This is a genomic window from Dorea sp. YH-dor226, assembly GCF_039832105.1.
Taxonomy (GTDB): Bacteria; Bacillota; Clostridia; order Lachnospirales; family Lachnospiraceae; genus Dorea_A.
Genome location: NZ_JBDOHS010000003.1, coordinates 239,047 through 256,490, shown reverse-complemented (window position 1 = coordinate 256,490; position 17,444 = coordinate 239,047). Strand labels below are relative to the sequence as shown.

General features: G+C 40.8%; 16 protein-coding genes. 14 read left to right on the top strand and 2 right to left on the bottom strand.

The annotated features are described in order from the left end of the window. Nucleotides 1–9 precede the first annotated feature (9 nt). From ABE547_RS04495 to ABE547_RS04465, 7 genes are all read left to right on the top strand, one after another. Nucleotides 10–1,155: a 1-propanol dehydrogenase PduQ gene (locus tag ABE547_RS04495; RefSeq protein WP_347377628.1), complete on the top strand. Its 1,146-nt coding sequence runs from the start codon at nt 10–12 to the stop codon at nt 1,153–1,155. A 129-nt stretch (nt 1,156–1,284) separates the two neighbouring features. Then, on the top strand, nt 1,285–2,136 hold the full coding sequence (locus ABE547_RS04490; RefSeq protein WP_347377627.1) for a class II fructose-bisphosphate aldolase: 852 nt from the start codon (nt 1,285–1,287) through the stop codon (nt 2,134–2,136). Nucleotides 2,137–2,159: 23 nt separating this feature from the next. After that, nucleotides 2,160–3,164: a LacI family DNA-binding transcriptional regulator gene (locus tag ABE547_RS04485; protein WP_347377626.1), complete on the top strand. Its 1,005-nt coding sequence runs from the start codon at nt 2,160–2,162 to the stop codon at nt 3,162–3,164. Nucleotide 3,165: 1 nt separating this feature from the next. After that, the gene (gene xylB / locus ABE547_RS04480; protein WP_347377625.1) at nt 3,166–4,674 is read left to right on the top strand and encodes a xylulokinase; all 1,509 of its coding nucleotides are present in this window, start codon (nt 3,166–3,168) and stop codon (nt 4,672–4,674) included. Nucleotides 4,675–4,685: 11 nt separating this feature from the next. After that, the gene (locus ABE547_RS04475; RefSeq protein WP_347377624.1) at nt 4,686–5,735 is read left to right on the top strand and encodes a galactitol-1-phosphate 5-dehydrogenase; all 1,050 of its coding nucleotides are present in this window, start codon (nt 4,686–4,688) and stop codon (nt 5,733–5,735) included. Between the two features lie 10 nt (nt 5,736–5,745). After that, nucleotides 5,746–6,678: a 1-phosphofructokinase gene (gene pfkB, locus ABE547_RS04470; protein WP_347377623.1), complete on the top strand. Its 933-nt coding sequence runs from the start codon at nt 5,746–5,748 to the stop codon at nt 6,676–6,678. 14 nt (nt 6,679–6,692) lie between these two features. Continuing rightward, a complete protein-coding gene (locus ABE547_RS04465) occupies nt 6,693–7,691 on the top strand; it encodes an aldo/keto reductase (protein ID WP_347377622.1) in 999 nt (332 codons plus the stop codon). Between the two features lie 77 nt (nt 7,692–7,768). Here ABE547_RS04465 and ABE547_RS04460 read toward each other — a convergent pair whose 3' ends face one another. Continuing rightward, nucleotides 7,769–8,278 (bottom strand): hypothetical protein, encoded by a 510-nt coding sequence (locus tag ABE547_RS04460; RefSeq protein ID WP_347377621.1) that lies wholly within the window; start codon nt 8,276–8,278, stop codon nt 7,769–7,771. A gap of 178 nt (nt 8,279–8,456) precedes the next feature. Between ABE547_RS04460 and ABE547_RS04455 the strand changes: the two genes are divergently transcribed. The 6 genes from ABE547_RS04455 (at nt 8,457) to ABE547_RS04430 (ending at nt 14,953) form a co-directional block, all read left to right on the top strand. Next, nucleotides 8,457–9,458 carry a LacI family DNA-binding transcriptional regulator gene (locus tag ABE547_RS04455; RefSeq protein WP_347377620.1) on the top strand — a complete coding sequence of 334 codons (1,002 nt, stop codon included), beginning with the start codon at nt 8,457–8,459 and terminating at the stop codon, nt 9,456–9,458. 255 nt (nt 9,459–9,713) lie between these two features. After that, on the top strand, nt 9,714–10,688 hold the full coding sequence (locus tag ABE547_RS04450) for an ABC transporter permease (protein WP_347377619.1): 975 nt from the start codon (nt 9,714–9,716) through the stop codon (nt 10,686–10,688). A 31-nt stretch (nt 10,689–10,719) separates the two neighbouring features. Continuing rightward, a complete protein-coding gene (locus ABE547_RS04445) occupies nt 10,720–12,216 on the top strand; it encodes a sugar ABC transporter ATP-binding protein (RefSeq protein ID WP_347377618.1) in 1,497 nt (498 codons plus the stop codon). 14 nt (nt 12,217–12,230) lie between these two features. Further along, nucleotides 12,231–13,205, top strand: coding sequence for an ABC transporter permease (locus ABE547_RS04440; RefSeq protein WP_347377617.1), 975 nt, complete (start codon nt 12,231–12,233; stop codon nt 13,203–13,205). A 65-nt stretch (nt 13,206–13,270) separates the two neighbouring features. After that, nucleotides 13,271–14,389: a substrate-binding domain-containing protein gene (locus ABE547_RS04435; protein ID WP_347377616.1), complete on the top strand. Its 1,119-nt coding sequence runs from the start codon at nt 13,271–13,273 to the stop codon at nt 14,387–14,389. A 120-nt stretch (nt 14,390–14,509) separates the two neighbouring features. Beyond that, nucleotides 14,510–14,953, top strand: coding sequence for a hypothetical protein (locus ABE547_RS04430; protein ID WP_347377615.1), 444 nt, complete (start codon nt 14,510–14,512; stop codon nt 14,951–14,953). 31 nt (nt 14,954–14,984) lie between these two features. Here the strand turns inward: ABE547_RS04430 and ABE547_RS04425 are convergent, their stop codons facing one another. After that, a complete protein-coding gene (locus tag ABE547_RS04425; protein WP_347377614.1) occupies nt 14,985–15,833 on the bottom strand; it encodes an AraC family transcriptional regulator in 849 nt (282 codons plus the stop codon). A gap of 122 nt (nt 15,834–15,955) precedes the next feature. On the opposite strand from ABE547_RS04425, the gene ABE547_RS04420 reads away from it, so the two are divergent. Beyond that, nucleotides 15,956–17,440: a rhamnulokinase family protein gene (locus ABE547_RS04420; RefSeq protein WP_347377613.1), complete on the top strand. Its 1,485-nt coding sequence runs from the start codon at nt 15,956–15,958 to the stop codon at nt 17,438–17,440. Nucleotides 17,441–17,444 lie beyond the last annotated feature (4 nt).

Here is a 17,444-nt window from a genome sequence, read left to right as displayed (position 1 = left end):
AGGTAAGGCATGAAGAGTTTTGAGATTAAGACAAAAATATTCTTTGGTGAACAGGCATTAGACCGATTAAAGGAATTGCCTTATAAAAAGGTTCTGATCATTACGGATCCCTATGTAGTGCAGAGCCGCATGATTGAATTGATCACAACGCCATTAAAAGAAGGCGGGATCGATTACGATATTTTTAAGGACGTTGTTCCGGATCCGCCAATCGAGAAGATCAGTGAAGGCGTCAGAGTATTATTGGAATACAAACCGGAAGCGATTGTAGCAGTCGGTGGTGGTTCCGCAATTGATTCATCCAAATCCATTCGCGAATTTGCAAAAAAAGTGGATGATTATGGAGAAATTGGGCTGGTTGCAATTCCGACCACAAGTGGTACAGGATCGGAGGTTACCTCTTTTGCTGTTGTATCTGACAGACAGGCAGAAAGAAAATATCCTCTGGTTTCCAAGTCACTGACACCGGAAGAAACGATTCTTGATGCAGAACTGGTAAAGAGTGTACCGCCGGCAGTTACAGCAGATACAGGGATGGATGTATTGACACACGCCATTGAGTCTTGTGTCAGTACAGAACGCAATGAATTTGCCACAGCTCTGGCTGAAAAAGCAATTGAAATCTGTGGTGTATTTCTGCTGAGAGCATATCTGGATGGCCATGATATGCATGCAAGACAGAAAATGCATGTGGCGTCCTGCCTGGCCGGATTGGCATTTAACTCAACATCTTTGGGATTAAATCATGGTATGGCACATCAGCTGGGAGCTATGTTCCATATTCCACATGGACGTGCCAATGCGATGTTATTGCCTCACATTATTGAATTTAACAGTGATATTAACAAACATAGTAAAAGCCGGAAAGAATATCTGCCAGCTGTAAAAAAATATTCTACAATCGCCCAGATTCTGGGATTAAGCAGTTATAATAAGATCATGACCGTTCGTTCTTTGGTAAACTGGGTACAATTTATGTTAAAAGAAATGGATATTCCACTTTCGATTTCACAAATGGGTACGATTACGGAAGAAGAGTATATGTCTAAGATTGATGAAATGGCAGATGCAGCTTTAATGGATGGCTGTACAGCAACAAATCCAAGACAGGCGACAAAGGCAGACATCGTGTCAATCTATAGGGCGTTATGGTAAGTAAAGTAAGGAGGATTCTTAAGAATTCTCCTTTTATTATTGACAAATAAAAGGAACTGTAATATGATTTATATAGAATAAAACCGAAACGTTTCGGTTTTAAAATTAATATTATTGGGAGGGTTTCATATGCCATTAGTTACATCAGAAGAAATGTTATTAAAAGCCAGAGAAGGAGGATATGCTGTAGGTGCGTTTAACGTAGAAAATATGGAAATGGTGAAAGCAGTCATTGCAGCTGCAGAAGAGCTTCGTGCACCGGTAATGCTTCAGACAACACCATCTACAGTAAAATATGGTACTCTGGAGACATATGCAGCTATCGTTGCTGCAGAAGCTGAGAAAGCAACAGTTCCGGTTTGCCTTCATTTGGATCACGGCAACAGCTATGAACTTGCAATTGCGGCAATGGAAGCTGGATATACTTCTGTCATGATTGATGGTTCACATGAAACTTTTGAAGATAACATCGCAGTAACAAAGAAAGTTGTTGAAGTTGCAAAGACAAAAGGAATTCCGGTAGAAGCAGAACTCGGTAAAGTTGGCGGAAAAGAAGATGATCTGGAAGCAGATGCGGATACGAATACAGATCCACAGGAAGCAAAAGAATTCGTAGAAAGAACAGGAGTAACTTCTCTTGCAATCGCAATTGGTACCGCTCACGGATTCTATGCAGGAACTCCGGTACTGGATAAAGAAAGAGTATCCGATATCAAAGCATTGGTTGATACACCACTCGTATTGCACGGAGCGTCCGGTCTTTCAGAGGAAGATGTAAGAGAATGTGTTGCACGCGGTATGTGTAAAGTAAACTTCGCTACAGAACTTCGTGTGGCATACACAGATGCTGTGAAGAAATTACTGGCAGAAAAGCCGGAGACTTATGATCCGAAGAAATTTGGTGTTGTCGGAATGGAAGCAGTAAAAGAGATTGTAAAGAGCCGTATGCTTATGTGTGGATGCGATAACAAGGCAGAATAAAAAGCAGAGAGCAGGGAACGATCGTGGCAGCAACGATAAAAGATATTGCAAAAAAGACCGGATTAGGGCTCGCGACGATATCTTCTTATCTGAATGGCGGGAATGTAAGAGAACAGAATCGCATCAAGATAGAAGAAGCAATCAAAGAATTGCATTATGAAGTGAATGAAGTTGCACGAGGATTGAAAACGAACCGGACGAAGCTTATAGGAATCATCATTCCGGAATTGAATAATATATTCTGTGCAGAGATCATTACAGAGGTGGAAGATATTCTGAGAGGCTACGGATATGCGACTATGATCTGTGATTGTCGTACCGATGTGAGCAGAGAAATTGAAGCGGTAGAGTTTCTGAAGAAAAGAAGGGTAGATGGTGTGATCGTAATGCCGTCGGGCAATACGGGAAAGCATTTTGAAAAACTGATTCGAAATCATATCCCTGTAGTGCTGCTTGACCGAAGTTTGTCGGATATTCATTGTGATTGTGTACTGGTTGAAAATCGATCAGGTGCAAGACAGGCAGTGGAGAAGCTGATTGGCGCCGGACATAAAAAAATCGGCATCATAACCGGACCAAAAGAAATCTATACTGCGAAAGAACGTTTGGCAGGATATATGGAAGCACTCCGGGAAGCGGGGCTGCCGGTGGAAGAAGAGTTGATTGCATGCAATGAATATACGATCAAAGCCGGAATGAAAAGCCTACAGATACTGGCTGAAAAGAACCCGGATATGTCGGCAGTTTTTGTGGCAAATTATGAATTGACCATGGGCGTTGTGATAGAAGCAAACGAGCTGGGGATGAATATACCGGAACAACTGTCAGTAATTGGATTTGATAATGTGGAGTTTGCGAAGGCCTGTGTGCCAAAACTTGATATTGTGACACAGCCGGTGAAGGAGATCGCAAAGGAAGCGGCAAAGTTAATGCTTGAACGATTGGAAGCGTATTCTGACATGGAAGACAGAGCGGTTGTGAAGCTGGAAACGGGATTTGTAGAGGGAAAATCTGTAAATAGGAGATAACATGGGAAAATATTTATTAGGAATTGATATTGGAACAAGTGCATGTAAAGTTGCAATATTTGATAAAAATGGAAATGTGTTATCCACATCAAATGGCGGTTATGAGGTGTATTATCCACAGCCGGGCTGGGCAGAACAAAATCCGGAAGAATGGTGGACTGCCGTGTGTGGAGCAATTCAGGAAGCAATGGATAAAGGACAGATCCAACCAGAAGAAATTGCCGGAGTCGGGATCGACGGGCAAAGCTGGTCGGCGATCGCAGTGGATAAAGAGGGAAATGTCCTTACCAACACACCGATATGGATGGACACAAGAGCAAAAGATATCTGTGATGAATTGAATGAAAAGGTTGGAGCGGATACCATATTTAAGCTGTCGGGAAATTCACTGCAGCCATCTTATACGACGGCAAAAATCATCTGGTATCAGCGTAATATGCCGGAAGTATATGAAAAAATATATAAGATTTTACAGTCAAATAGTTACATTGCGTATAAGCTGACGGGGAATATGACGCAGGATGTGTCGCAGGGATATGGACTGCATTGTTTCGATATGCATACCGGGACATGGGACGCCGGCATGTGTGAAGCACTTGGAATTCCGATGGAAATCCTTCCGGATATTCACGCATGCCATGATGTGGTAGGAACAGTTACGGAAAAAGCCGCCAAGGAAAGTGGATTGGCGATAGGGACACCTGTTGTAGCCGGAGGACTTGATGCTGCATGCGGTACACTGGGAACAGGAGTCATTCATAATGGAGAAACCCAGGAACAAGGGGGACAAGCAGGCGGTATGAGTATCTGTACCGATACCTATAAAGCAGATGCGAGACTGATCCTTGGTTATCATGTAGTACCGAACTGCTGGTTACTGCAGGGAGGAACCACAGGCGGTGGCGGTGTAATGCGCTGGCTGGAAAGAGAATTTGGTGATTTTGAAAGAGTTGAGGGAGAGCGCCTTGGAAAGAGTTCGCTGCAGTTGTTCAACGAAGCGGCAGAGCAGGTTGCACCGGGAAGTGATGGGGTTATTTTCCTCCCGTATATGTCCGGGGAACGGTCACCAATCTGGGATCCGGATGCGAAAGGTGTATTTTATGGACTTGACTTCAGTAAAACAAAAGCACATTTTGTCAGAGCAGCAATGGAAGGTGTGGCGTATTCGCTGAAACATAACCTGGAAGTTGCGAAAGAAGCCGGTGCAGATGTCATTGAGCTTCGTGCCATGGGAGGTTCTGCAAATTCACTTTTGTGGACGCAGATCAAGTCTGATGTCACAGGAAAGCCGATCGTAGTTCCGTCGTCTGACACAGCGACAACACTTGGTGCCGTGATCCTTGCAGGCGTCGGAGTCGGAATGTATCAGGATTTTGAAGAAGCGGTAGCGCTTACCGTAGAAAATAAGCGTTCACATGAACCAAATATGGATAATGCAGAAGTATATGAAAAAAATTATCAGACCTATCTGGAATTATATAAGAATCTAAAAGGAACCATGAAGAAATAGGAGGAAACACAATGAAAGCAGCAGTTGTTTGCGCAAACGAAGATGTTCAGTATCTGGATTATGAAGAACCGCAAGTGAGCGCAGGGATGGTAAAGATCAAAGTAAAAGCATCAGGAATCTGTGGATCTGACATTCCAAGAGTATTACATAATGGAGTACATTTTTATCCAATTGTTCTTGGACATGAATTTTCAGGCGATGTTGTAGAAGTTGGAGAAGGTGTTACAAAAGTTAAAGTTGGAGATCGTGTATCTGGTGCACCGTTAGTTCCGTGCATGAAATGTGATGACTGCCAAAACGGAAATTTCTCTTTATGTAAACATTACAGCTTTATCGGTTCAAGACAACAGGGAAGTAACGCAGACTATGTGGTAATTCCGGAGCAAAATGCTGTTCCATTTGATCCATCTATCTCTTATGAACAGGGAGCTATGTTCGAGCCATCTACAGTAGCGCTTCACGGATTGTTGCAGAATGACTATAAGGGCGGCGAATATGTGGCAGTTCTTGGATGTGGAACAATCGGTATCTTTACAACACAGTGGGCGAAGATTTTTGGTTCTAAAAAAGTAGTGGTATTTGACATCAGTGACGAAAGACTGGCACTTGCAACCAGAATGGGAGCGGATGCAGTTATCAATACAACCAAAGAAGATTTTATGAAAGAGGCCATGGAGATTACCGGTGGAAAAGGATATGGCTTTGTATTTGAAACAGCAGGACAGGTTCCGACAATGCATATGGCGTTCGAACTTGCCGGAAATAAATCCCATGTATGCTTTATCGGAACACCGCATGTAGATCTGACATTTACACCAAAGATGTGGGAAAATATGAACCGCAAGGAATTCAAACTGACGGGTTCCTGGATGTCCTACAGTGCGCCTTTCCCAGGAAAAGAATGGGATCTGACAGCACATTATTTTGCAACCGGTCAGCTGAAATTTGACCCTGCATTTATTTTCAGGAAGATGCCTATGAGTCAGGCACAGGAAGCATTCCAGATGTTCAAAACACCAGGGCTTGTACAGGGAAAACTGATGCTTATGAATGAAGATTAGGGAGGGGCATATGATCTTAACAGTAACGTTAAATGCAGCAATTGATAAACGATATGTTGTGGAGAACTTTAAAACTGGCGAGGTTAACCGTGTGAAAGAGTGTGCCTATACTCCCGGTGGAAAGGGACTGAATGTGTCCAAACCGGCTGCAATAGCAGGTGCAAAAGTGGTTGCAACCGGCTTTGTCGGAGGACATGCGGGAAATTATATTGAAGCCGCGTTGAAACCATTTGGCATTGAGAGTGCATTTTATCATATGGAGCAGGAAAGTCGTTCCTGTATTAATATCTGGGATTCTATGCAGAAGGTACAGACAGAATTTCTGGAGCCGGGATTTGCGGTGACAGAAAGAGATTTTGAAGGATTCGTAGAACAATTCAGAAAGCTTGTACAGGAAGCAGACGTAGTGACAATGTCAGGGAGTGTTCCTAAGGGACTGGACGGAAGTGCATACCAGAAACTGGTAGCAGTCGTAAAAGAGGCAGGGAAAAAAGTGATCCTTGATACGAGCGGAGCGCTTCTTACGGCGGGGATCGAAGCAAAGCCGACGATGATCAAACCTAATATTGATGAGATCCGTATGTTGACCGGAAGTTCCTGTGACAATCTGGATGAGATCATTGACGCAGCTGTAAAAGTACAGCAAAGCGGCGTAGAAATCGTTGCAGTATCTCTGGGTGGGGATGGATCTATCGTGGCATGTGAAGATGGTGTATATCGTGCAATTGTGCCAAAGATTGATGCGGTCAACACCGTTGGCTGCGGAGATTCTATGATTGCAGGATTTGCACTTGGACTGAGCGAGGGATTGACAGTTACCGAAACGTTGAAAAAAGCAAGCGCAATCTCAGCTGCTGCAGCGTTGAGAGAAGAAACAGGATTCTTTGTAGTGGAAGATATGGAAAACATTTTGTCAAAAGTGGAAATAAAAAAAATAAGATAAAAAGGAGAACGAATATGGAATTCATTGAGCCAGCAATCGTACCAAAGAAAAAACTCTATACAGGAGTGGAAATGCCGTGCATCGGTATGGGAACTTTCGGTTCAGACCGTGTAAGTGCAGAAGAAGTATCAGGAGCAGTCGCAGGTGCAATTCGTTGTGGCTATCGTTTGTTTGACTGCGCAGCCTGCTATGGAAATGAAAAACAAATTGGGGAAGTATTCCAGGCAGCATTTGATGAAGGTGTAGTAGAACGTAAAGATCTGTTCATAATGTCAAAAGTATGGAATGATATGCACAGAGATGTAGAAAAAGCATGCAGAAAGAGTATTGAAGATTTAAAATGCGACTATCTTGATATGTACTTCATTCACTGGCCGTTCCCGAACTACCATGCACCAAAATGTGATGTAGATTCAAGAAATCCGGATTCAAAACCGTTTACGGTGGAAGAATTTATGGATACATACCGTCAATGTGAAGAATTAGTTGAAAAAGGATTGATCAAACATATAGGTATTTCTAATATGACAATTCCAAAAATGGACGCTGTATTAGATCTGATGAAGATTAAACCGGCAGCGGCTGAAATCGAAATGCACCCTGCATTTCAGCAGCGTGAAATCCAGGAATACCTGGAAGCAAGAGATATCCTTCCGGTAGGTTATATGCCAATTGGCTCTCCGAGAAGACCAGAAAGAGATATCATGGATGAGGATATTGCGGATCTGGAAATGCCGGAAGTGGTTGCGATTGCAAAAGCACATAATGTACATCCGGCAATCGTTGCATTGAAATGGGCTCATCAGAATGGTCAGGTTCCAATCCCATTTTCTGTTCACAACTATGTAGCAAATCTGAAATGCATGATAGATGATCCGTTGACAGAAGAAGAGATGGCATCCATGGCTACGCTGGAAAGAGGCAATCGCCTTGTAAAAGGACATGTGTTCTTGTGGGAAGGCGCAAAAGACTGGCATGATTTGTGGGATGAAGAAGGAGTTATCGTAAAATAGAAAATACGATATAAAAAGAATGCGGCAATGAACTGTGCGAATACCGTGATGTTCATTGCCGCATATTTTATAACATATTATTTGTCTGAGCGTTCTGCAACGTCAGGGTGTGTAAACGTATATTGGAGCGTGTAAGCTGTTGATGCAGAAACTGTAAAAATGGAGATATTTCCATTATCCAGGTACCATACATTGGCTTTTGAATTGTAGTTTGGCGGGGTAAAGTCGCATTCCCCGTACTGATCTGTTGTCTCGTCTAAAATCGTCTCATAAATGTCGTCCAGTTCTTCCTGGCTGTCCAGGGTGCATTGCCATGCGATGCATACGATTTTTCCATCTTCATCTAGCATGTATTTTACAACGCCATCGATATCTTTATAAGACTTCTCATAGGAATAAGTTGTTCCGCCATATGTAGAATCATATGTTTCTAAAACATCTCCTTCCAGCTCCTCGACGTCCTCTAAAGAATTTTCCCATGTAATCTCAGTGAATGGAATGCTTAAAGAAGAACTGCATCCGGTAAGAGTGAAAATGCTAAGTACAAAAGCAAGAATCACACAAAAAACTTTGCGATTAGTTTTCATAATAACCTCCAATTTGTTTTATATACCCCAATAGTATACTACAAATATGAACTGATGAAAATAATTTTTCTGAAAATTAAAAAAGAGATATTGACTTGAAAAATAATTATGGCATAATGAAAGACATAACACAGCGAAACGGTTCGTTTGGTGTAGAAAGGATGAGAGGTGTTGCAGTATGGCAGCTACAATGAAAGACGTTAAAATTAAAACGGGTCTGTCGATGGCTACGATTTCCAAATATCTCAATGGAGGAAATGTTTTACCGGAAAACAAAGTCTTAATCGAAAAGGCGATTAAAGAACTGAATTACGAGGTGAATGAAATCGCGAGAGGTCTTGTAAAGAACAAAACAAAAACGGTCGGGGTTATGGTATACGATATCTCCAGCTTTTTCACAAGTCAGATCATCCATTTTTTGGGGCAGGAATTACGAAAAAACGGGTATGGAATGATGATTTGTGACTCTTGCAATGATGAGCAGATTGAAGAAGAGAATGTGCGGTTTTTGATTAACCGAAAAGTGGACGGAATCATTGCTATTCCGGTAAGCATCAGTGGGAGATTTCTGGATCCGACGAAAAAGGATGGGATTCCGGTCGTGCTGGTTGACCGTTCGTTTCAGGATACAAGTTTTGATTGTGTGTGTATTGATAATAGAGTTGCGGCTTATCGTGCAGTGCAGATTCTGTTGGATCATCATCATACAAAAATAGCAATTATTGGTTCGAATATTGCGGATACAGGAATTGAGCGTATGAAAGGATACAAAGATGCGTTGGACAATGCAGGTATAGAACTTCGTGAAGATTATATAAAGCTGGGAGGCTTTTCTGTTGAACAAGGATATAAGGAAATGAAACAATTAATGGAAATGGAAGATCGACCGACGGCAGTATTTCTAAGTAATTACGAAGTGGCACTTGGTGGTGTGATGGCAGTGAATGAGTCGGATCTTTCAGTTCCGGATGATATCTCTATATTCGGTTTCGATGATTTGCTGGTATCCAGTGTAGTCAGACCACGTCTTTGGCTCATGGTTCAGCCGATGGAAACGCTCTGCAATAACGCGGTAAGAGTGATTTTAGACAGGATTACAGAAAAAAATACAGAGGAACCGATAAAGTTGAGTTTTAGTGCAAAAATACAGAAGGGTGAATCGATTCGCGATATTGGGTGAAACGTTTTGCCTTGTGAATAAAAAAAACGAAAAGTAATACGAAAAAAGTATAGAAATGACCTAAAACCATATTGACTGAACTGGAAAATGCTAGTATAATATGCACTATAAGATGCGGAATCGAACGGGGAATGTGTGAAAAAATGACGAACGATAGAAAACGAAACGTTTTGCGATATTTTGCATGGAAGTTCACGTTGAATCAGACGTTGAGTTCGATTTTTTTGTGGCATTAATTATGGAGGAGGAATAAAGGTGGAAAAAATTAAACAAAATGCATTTGTAAAAAAGGTGGGGTTTAATAGAATTGTCCTCGTGGCGCTGATGCTCCTGCTATATCTGTTGTTTGGAGTTTTGACGGGCGGCGAATTTTTCGGAGTCTCACGTTTGCTGAATACCTTGAACTATGTTTATTTCCTGGGGTTCTTGGCATTGGGTGTTACTTTCGTAATTGCAACGGGAGGTATTGACTTCTCGATCGGACCGGTAATGTTCTGCTGTGCACTTGTTTCAGGTTACTGCTTAACAACACACGGTGTTCCGATGGTTGCAGCATTGATTCTTTCTGTTGTGATTGGATTGGCATTTGGTATTTGGAATGGTTATCTGGTAGCGTTTTGGAATGTTCCACCATTTATCGTATCAATGGCTAGTATGAATATTGCAAAGGGTATTGCGGCAGTATTTACAAAAACACAGTCAGTAAGCTGGCCTCAGTCATCAGCGGCTGACGGTTGGTACAGAAATATCATCAGTTGCAATGGTTTTCCGGTAGGTCTTGTTATCTTCCTGGCTGTAGCAATTATTTGTGCAGTAGTATTGAACAAAACAAAGATCGGACGTTACATCCTTTGCCTGGGAAGTAACGAAGAAGCAGTAAGACTTTCGGGCGTTAATACGAAAAAATGGAAAATGTTGGCATACGTTATCTGTGGTGTGCTTGTTGGAATTGGATCAATTTTCTTTGTGGCAGCTTACACAACAGTTCAGCCGGGATACGGAGATCAATACAACAACGAAGCAATTGCCTGCTGTGTAATGGGTGGTACATCAATGGTTGGCGGACTTGCTTCTATCAGTGGTACAGTCATCGGAACATTTATTATTTCTCTTTTACAACAAGGTATTCTTGCACTTGGCTTCTCAAAGGATTACCAATTTATTATTACTGGATTGATTGTAATCGCAGCAGTTTACTCAGATGTATCTGCAAGACGCAGAAAGAACTAGTTAAGAGTACATAGAAAGGAGAGGTAATAAAATGGGTGATATTATTTTAACAATGAAAGGTATTGATAAGTCCTTCCCAGGTGTTCATGCGTTAGATCATGTAGATTTGGAAATCAGAAAAGGTGAAGTTCTTGCACTCATGGGTGAAAACGGTGCTGGAAAATCTACTTTAATGAAAGTATTGACAGGTATCTATACAAAAGACTCCGGTACAATTACATATGAAGGAAAAGAAGTAGAATTCAAAAATACAAGAGAGGCTCAGGATGCCGGTATTGTTATCGTTCATCAGGAACTTAACATGTTAGGACATTTGACAGTTGCACAGAACCTTTTCATCGGAAGAGAATTCAAACGTGGAATCAGAATCGATGACAAAAAAATGAACGAAGAAGCAAAGAAACTCTTCGACAGATTGAATATTGACATCGATCCTACAGAGCAGATGTCAAATCTTACGGTAGGTAAGCAGCAGATGTGTGAAATTGCAAAAGCAATTTCATTCGATGCAAAGATCATTATCTTTGACGAACCTTCAGCAGCTCTTACAGAGTCTGAAATTGAAGAAATGTTTAAGATCATCAGAGACCTTAAGAAGAAAGATATCGGTATGGTATATATCTCACATCGTATGGATGAAATTAAGGTGATCACAGACCGTGTAACAGTAATGCGTGATGGTGCATATGTTGGAACGATCATTACAAAAGATTCAACAAAAGAAGACATCATCAACATGATGGTTGGTCGTGTTATTTACGAAGATCCTAAGACAGAAAGTGCTGTTCCGAAGGATGCTCCGGTAGTATTAAAAGTTGAAAACTTAAATGCCGGCAAGATGGTACAAAACGTAAGCTTTGAACTGCGAAAAGGTGAAATCCTTGGCTTCTCAGGACTTATGGGTGCTGGACGTACAGAAACAGCTCGTGCTTTGTTTGGTGCAGATCCAAAAGACAGTGGTGATATTTATATCAATGGAAAGAAAGTGGAGATTAAATCTCCGGAAGATGCTGTTAAGAATGGTATTGGTTATCTTTCAGAAGACAGAAAGAGATATGGTTGTGTAGTTCAAAAAACAGTTGCTGAAAATACAACAATGGCAAACTTGAATGACTTCGCTAACGGAATCTTCATTGATAAAAAGAAAGAAGCAGAAGTTGCAAAGAAGTATGTAGAAGCATTGGATACAAAAACTCCGAGTATCGATCAGCTGGTAATCAACTTATCAGGTGGTAACCAGCAGAAAATAGTTATTGCAAAATGGTTGACACGTGATTGTCAGATCCTGATCTTTGACGAACCTACCAGAGGTATTGACGTTGGTGCTAAGAATGAAATTTACAAACTCATGAATAAATTAGCATCAGAAGGTAAATCAATCATCATGATTTCCTCAGAAATGACAGAAATCTTACGTATGAGCGATCGTATAGTAGTCATGTGTGAAGGTAAGAAAACAGGTGAAATTGATATTGCAGAGGCAACTCAGGAAAATATCATGAACCTCGCAACAAGAGAGATTGATTAGGAGGAGTATTTAAGATGGGAAATAAAAAACGTTTTGGTATAATAAGTGGACGCGAAGCCATTGTGCTTGGGATCGTTCTTGCGATGACGATAGTCTTCAGCTTTCTTAGCCCAAGTTTTAGAACTTACTCTACATTTGTAAGTGTATGGGATTGTGCTTACTACGTTGCACTGATGGCAATTGGAGTAACCTTTCCGTTGATCACAGGTGGTGTAGATCTTTCTATCGGTACTGGTCTTGTATGTTATTCGCTGGTTGGTGGTTATCTGATTGTACATAAAGGAATTCCAGTAGCAGTTGCTTTATTAATAACTATTTTGTTGGGTGTTTTGATTGGATTATTTAATGGTGTGCTTATAGCAATTATGGATTTGCCACCATTCCTTGCTACTCTTTGTACTTGTATGATTACTCGTGGTCTTGGACCTGCGCTGTGTGGTGGATTTGGTGTATCCTGGCCTTCAGCTTTAGCAGCAGATGGATGGTTCAGAAAAGTATTTAAGTTCACAACAGCAGAAGGAAAGGTTATTCCTTCCGGTATTATCTTTATCGTTGTACTGGTAGTGATCATGTCCTTCGTATTGAATCATACAAAAATCGGACGCTACACAATTGCAATCGGAAGTAACAAAGAAGCTACAAAGTTATCAGGTGTTAATGTAAAATTCTACCACGTATTTGCATACGTAATTTCAGGATTCTTTGCGGGTCTTGCAGGTATTGCATACGCTAGTACATATGCAACAATCTATCCGGGTGCCGGTGCAGGTTTTGAAATGGATGCTATCGGCGGAGCAATCGTAGGGGGCGTGTCTGCATCAGGTGGATCTGGAACAATCCTGGGAACATTCCTTGGAGTTATGGTTATCAGTTTGATGAAGGTTGGTTTACCGTTCATCGGATTACAGGCAAACTGGCAGCAGATTTGTACTGGTATCGTATTAATACTTGCGGTATTGGTTGATATTAAGAAGAAAAAAGTAGTATAAAAATTTCATGATTATGATGTCGGGAGACTTCATATAAATTAAAACTCAAAAGGAGGAAACAAAAAATGAAAAAGAGAATCTTAGCGTTATTGCTTAGTACTGCTATGGTAATGACATTGGCAGTAGGATGCGGATCAAAAGATGACTCATCAGCAGAAGGGGATGCAGAAACAGAAGAAAGTGGAGAGGCTTCGGGTGACAGATCATTTGAAATCATCGTAAAATCTTTCCAGTCTACATACTGGCAGGCAGCTGTTAAAGGTGTAGAGCAGGCTTGTGAAGAGTTAGGTGTAACAGCTAACTGTAACGGACCGGCTAACGAGTCTGATATCGCTGACCAGGTTCAGATGCTTGACAACGCAATCGAAAAGAAACCAGCAGGTATTGGATTAGCAGCTTGTGATACAAAGGCTGTTCTTGATTCACTTGCAAAAGCAGCAGAAGCTGGTATCCCAGTTGTATGTTTCGATACAGGTGTTGATGACGCTCCGGAAGGTTCTGTATATGCTACAGTTGCAACAGATAACGAAGCAGCTGGTGCTTGTGCAGCAGAAAATATGTTCCCGGTTATCGAAGAAAAAGTTAAAGCAGCTACAACAGACGCTAAAGTTAGAATCGGTGAAGTTAACCAGGATGCTACAGCTCTGAACATTCAGCAGCGTGGTATGGGATTCATCAACAAGATGAAAGAACTTTGCGAAGGTGCTGGCAAGAAAGTTGCTGTAGTAGGAAACGAATTCTATGTAAATGCTACAGAAAACAATGCAGCAGAAGCTGAAGCAGAAGTTATCATCGAAGTTGCTGTTCCGGCTCAGACAACAGTAGACTTAGCTACAACAGAAGCTAACAAGATTATGTCTAAAGACGACACAATCGCAATCTTTGGTTCAAACCAGACAACAGCTGAAGGTGTTATCGGTGCTAATGCTACACTGAATAAATTAGGCGAAGATGGAATCATCGGTGCAGGATTTGACGCTGGTACTCCACAGAAAGAAGCTATTCTTGATGGTCAGTTAATCGGATCTGTAACACAGTCTCCATTAATGATGGGATACAAATGTATCTACACATTAAATGATATCTGTGATGGAAACGAAGTTGCTGATATCCCAATGGATGGTTACTGGTACAATGCAGAGAACATGGAAGCTGATGACATCGCTCCAAACCTTTACGACTAATCTTAGTCTCAGACAGGTGTTATATGTGAATGAAAGGAACCGAATTTTTCGGTTCCTTTATTGATTTATAAGAACGTTCACGATATAATGACACTAAGATTGTAATTCGGGAGGAAGAAGATGTTAAAGGATGTTCAGACAATTTTTGAAGATTACAGGCAAATGATGAATCACCTTAAAAAGAAGTCTTATGAAAAGAACATGGGGATATTCATAGAAAAGTATGGTCATTATCTCACAGAAATGACAGATTATGTGGATAAAGCGGAAGAAAAAGAAATTGCAGCGAAAGAGTTGGCAGTATGTTTTGTGGATGCAGTTGACAACACATTTTCGAAAGGGATACGAAAGAAAATTCCTTCCTCTTTGCAGGCAGATCTTAATATGTATATGATTTATTTTGTGTTTCCTGCACTCTTAAAAACAGAACATGAACACAGTAAATTGATTGCGGATGCCCTGTGTGATGAATGGCGGTCAAGATTCAAAGAGAGCCAGTTCAGTTACGCGGACTATGATTTTATCTATAATTCATTCAGAGAAAAAATATTTGGGATTTTTTAATATAAAAAAGGACTTTTGCGAAAGTCCTTTTTTATGTTTTTAGATATTTTTTTGGGGTAGTTCCTTTATACTTTTTAAACGTTTTGATAAAATAGCTCAGGTCATTGAATCCAGAATTATAAGCCACTTCTGTAATAGACTGGCTGGTTGTAAGCAACTGGTAACAGGCCATCTCGATGCGATAATAATTCAGATAATCAATGGGGGTTCGATGTGTCATCTCCTGAAAAAAACGGCAGAAATACTTGGGAGACATGTCTACGCTGTCAGAGAGCTCCTGTAAAGTGATCTGGTTTGTATAAGAGGATTCGATAAATTCCAGAGCTTTTTTTAATTGTTTGATTCGTTTCAAGACTCTGGAAGAAGAAGTTGCAGTGGTATAATAGCCGTTTGAATATATCAGACCAAGGAACTGAAAAAGAGTTCCGTGTGCAACCAATTCGTAACCTAAAGATTGAGAGGAGCATGCCTCAAAGAGTGTCCATGCAATTTGGTGGATATTGTTATATGAATCATCATAGATTATCTGGAACTCAATTTCATGTTCGGAGATTTTTCGGACTAATTTACAGCAGGAATCTGACTTGTTCATTAACATATTAATGTCAAATACAATACATTCATAGACACAATCGTCATCCGGGATCCCGGAATGAACAGCTCCGGCAGGTATAAAAATGACGAAATTCTTTGAAAGCCTGTATTCTTGTCCGTCTAAAGTGAACAAAAGATTCCCCTCAAGAATCCGAATAAGTTCAAATTCCACATGCCAGTGAAAGGGCATGTAGTGCTGTGGATGTGCTTTTGAAACATGGTGAAACTCTAATGGAAAGTCAAGGGTGCCTCGCTGTCTTTCTTCTCTGTAATTAATGTACTGCATAAAGCTCCTTTATGTGAATATTGTTATATTTTTTTCTATTATAACACTAGCATAATCAGAAACACAATGGTAAAATAAAAGAAAGAATTTGATTATGATATACTTTGAAAGGAGGAACGGTTTTGAGCGGAAAGAAAAAGCAGGTTCTTGCGTTTGATTTTGGCGCTTCAAGTGGCAGAGCCATTCTTGGCAGATTAGAAGATGGAAAAATCATTATGGAAGAAGTACATAGATTTTCGAATGATCCAGTCAGAGTAGGCAATACAATGCATTGGGACACGCTGAGACAATATTTTGAAATCAAGCAGGGAATGATCAAAGCCAATCAAAAAGAAGGCGGATTTGACAGTATCGGAATCGATACATGGGGAGTTGATTTTGGCCTCTTAGATGAGCATGGTGCTTTGCTGGAAAGTGCAGTGCATTACAGAGATGACAGAACGATTGGTATGCAGGAAGAAGTATTTAAGGCAATTCCGTCAGACGAGCTTTATGGACTTACAGGAATTCAGTTTGAAAACTTCAATACTGTATTCCAATTATACTCTCTGGTTCAGAAGAGACCGTGGCTGCTGGAAAGAGCAAAGACATTGTTATTGACACCGGATTTATTTAACTACTTCTTAACAGGAGAGAAGAAAGCGGAATATACAATGGTGACAACAACTCAATTGATGGATGCTGAAAAACAACAGTGGTCAGATAAAGTAATGGATGCGTTGAATATTCCAAAAGATATCTTCCCGGAAATTGTACAGAGTGGCACGATCGTGGGAGATGTCAGCAGAGAAATTTTAGAGGAATTAAGCATTGACAGACCGGCAAAAGTGATCGCGGTTGCCAGCCACGACACACAAAGTGCAGTTGTTGCAGTCCCTACACAGGAAGATGATTTCATCTTTATCAGTTGTGGAACATGGAGTTTGTTCGGTACAGAATTAGATAAACCGGTCATTGGAGAAGCTTCTTATGAATTTAATGTAAGTAACGAAGGTGGATATGGCGGAACATATAACTTCCTTAAGAATATCATTGGTTTATGGCTTGCACAGGAAAGCAGAAGACAGTGGATCCGTGAAGGCAAAGAATATAGCTTTAGTGAATTGGAACAGATGGCACAAAAAGCAGAGCCTTTCCAGAGTTTCATAGATCCGGATTCTCCGGAGTTCAATACTACAGGAGATATTCCGGGAAGAATTCGCGCATTTTGTGAGAGAACAGGACAAAAAGTTCCGGAAACAATCGGAGACATTATGTGCTGTATCAACCAGAGCCTGGCTTTAAAATATCGCTATGCTTTGGAGCAGATTGAGACCATCACAGGCAAACATTTCAACATGATCAATATGATCGGTGGTGGAATTCAAAGTAAATTACTCTGCCAGATGACAGCAAGCGCAAACAATCGTAAGGTATTAGCAGGACCTGTAGAAGCTACAGCTTTAGGAAATATTGCAGTTCAGTTGATGGCATTGGGTGAGATCAAAGACGTAAAAGAGGCGCGTCAGATCATTGAAAATTCAGAAAAAACATATGAATACTTCCCACAGGATAAAGAAAAATGGGATGAGGCATATGAAAAATTTAAAACAATTTTAAAAAAATAAGGAG

Bases quoted from the DNA above. Each gene is read 5' to 3' on its own strand.
- ABE547_RS04435 (WP_347377616.1), top strand. From the start codon at position 13,271: ATGAAAAAGAGAATCTTAGCGTTATTGCTTAGTACTGCTATGGTAATG.
- ABE547_RS04425 (WP_347377614.1), bottom strand. From the start codon at position 15,833: ATGCAGTACATTAATTACAGAGAAGAAAGACAGCGAGGCACCCTTGAC.
- ABE547_RS04440 (WP_347377617.1), top strand. From the start codon at position 12,231: ATGGGAAATAAAAAACGTTTTGGTATAATAAGTGGACGCGAAGCCATT.
- ABE547_RS04455 (WP_347377620.1), top strand. From the start codon at position 8,457: ATGGCAGCTACAATGAAAGACGTTAAAATTAAAACGGGTCTGTCGATG.
- xylB (WP_347377625.1), top strand. From the start codon at position 3,166: ATGGGAAAATATTTATTAGGAATTGATATTGGAACAAGTGCATGTAAA.
- ABE547_RS04475 (WP_347377624.1), top strand. From the start codon at position 4,686: ATGAAAGCAGCAGTTGTTTGCGCAAACGAAGATGTTCAGTATCTGGAT.
- ABE547_RS04445 (WP_347377618.1), top strand. From the start codon at position 10,720: ATGGGTGATATTATTTTAACAATGAAAGGTATTGATAAGTCCTTCCCA.
- ABE547_RS04465 (WP_347377622.1), top strand. From the start codon at position 6,693: ATGGAATTCATTGAGCCAGCAATCGTACCAAAGAAAAAACTCTATACA.
- pfkB (WP_347377623.1), top strand. From the start codon at position 5,746: ATGATCTTAACAGTAACGTTAAATGCAGCAATTGATAAACGATATGTT.
- ABE547_RS04490 (WP_347377627.1), top strand. From the start codon at position 1,285: ATGCCATTAGTTACATCAGAAGAAATGTTATTAAAAGCCAGAGAAGGA.
- ABE547_RS04495 (WP_347377628.1), top strand. From the start codon at position 10: ATGAAGAGTTTTGAGATTAAGACAAAAATATTCTTTGGTGAACAGGCA.
- ABE547_RS04460 (WP_347377621.1), bottom strand. From the start codon at position 8,278: ATGAAAACTAATCGCAAAGTTTTTTGTGTGATTCTTGCTTTTGTACTT.
- ABE547_RS04430 (WP_347377615.1), top strand. From the start codon at position 14,510: ATGTTAAAGGATGTTCAGACAATTTTTGAAGATTACAGGCAAATGATG.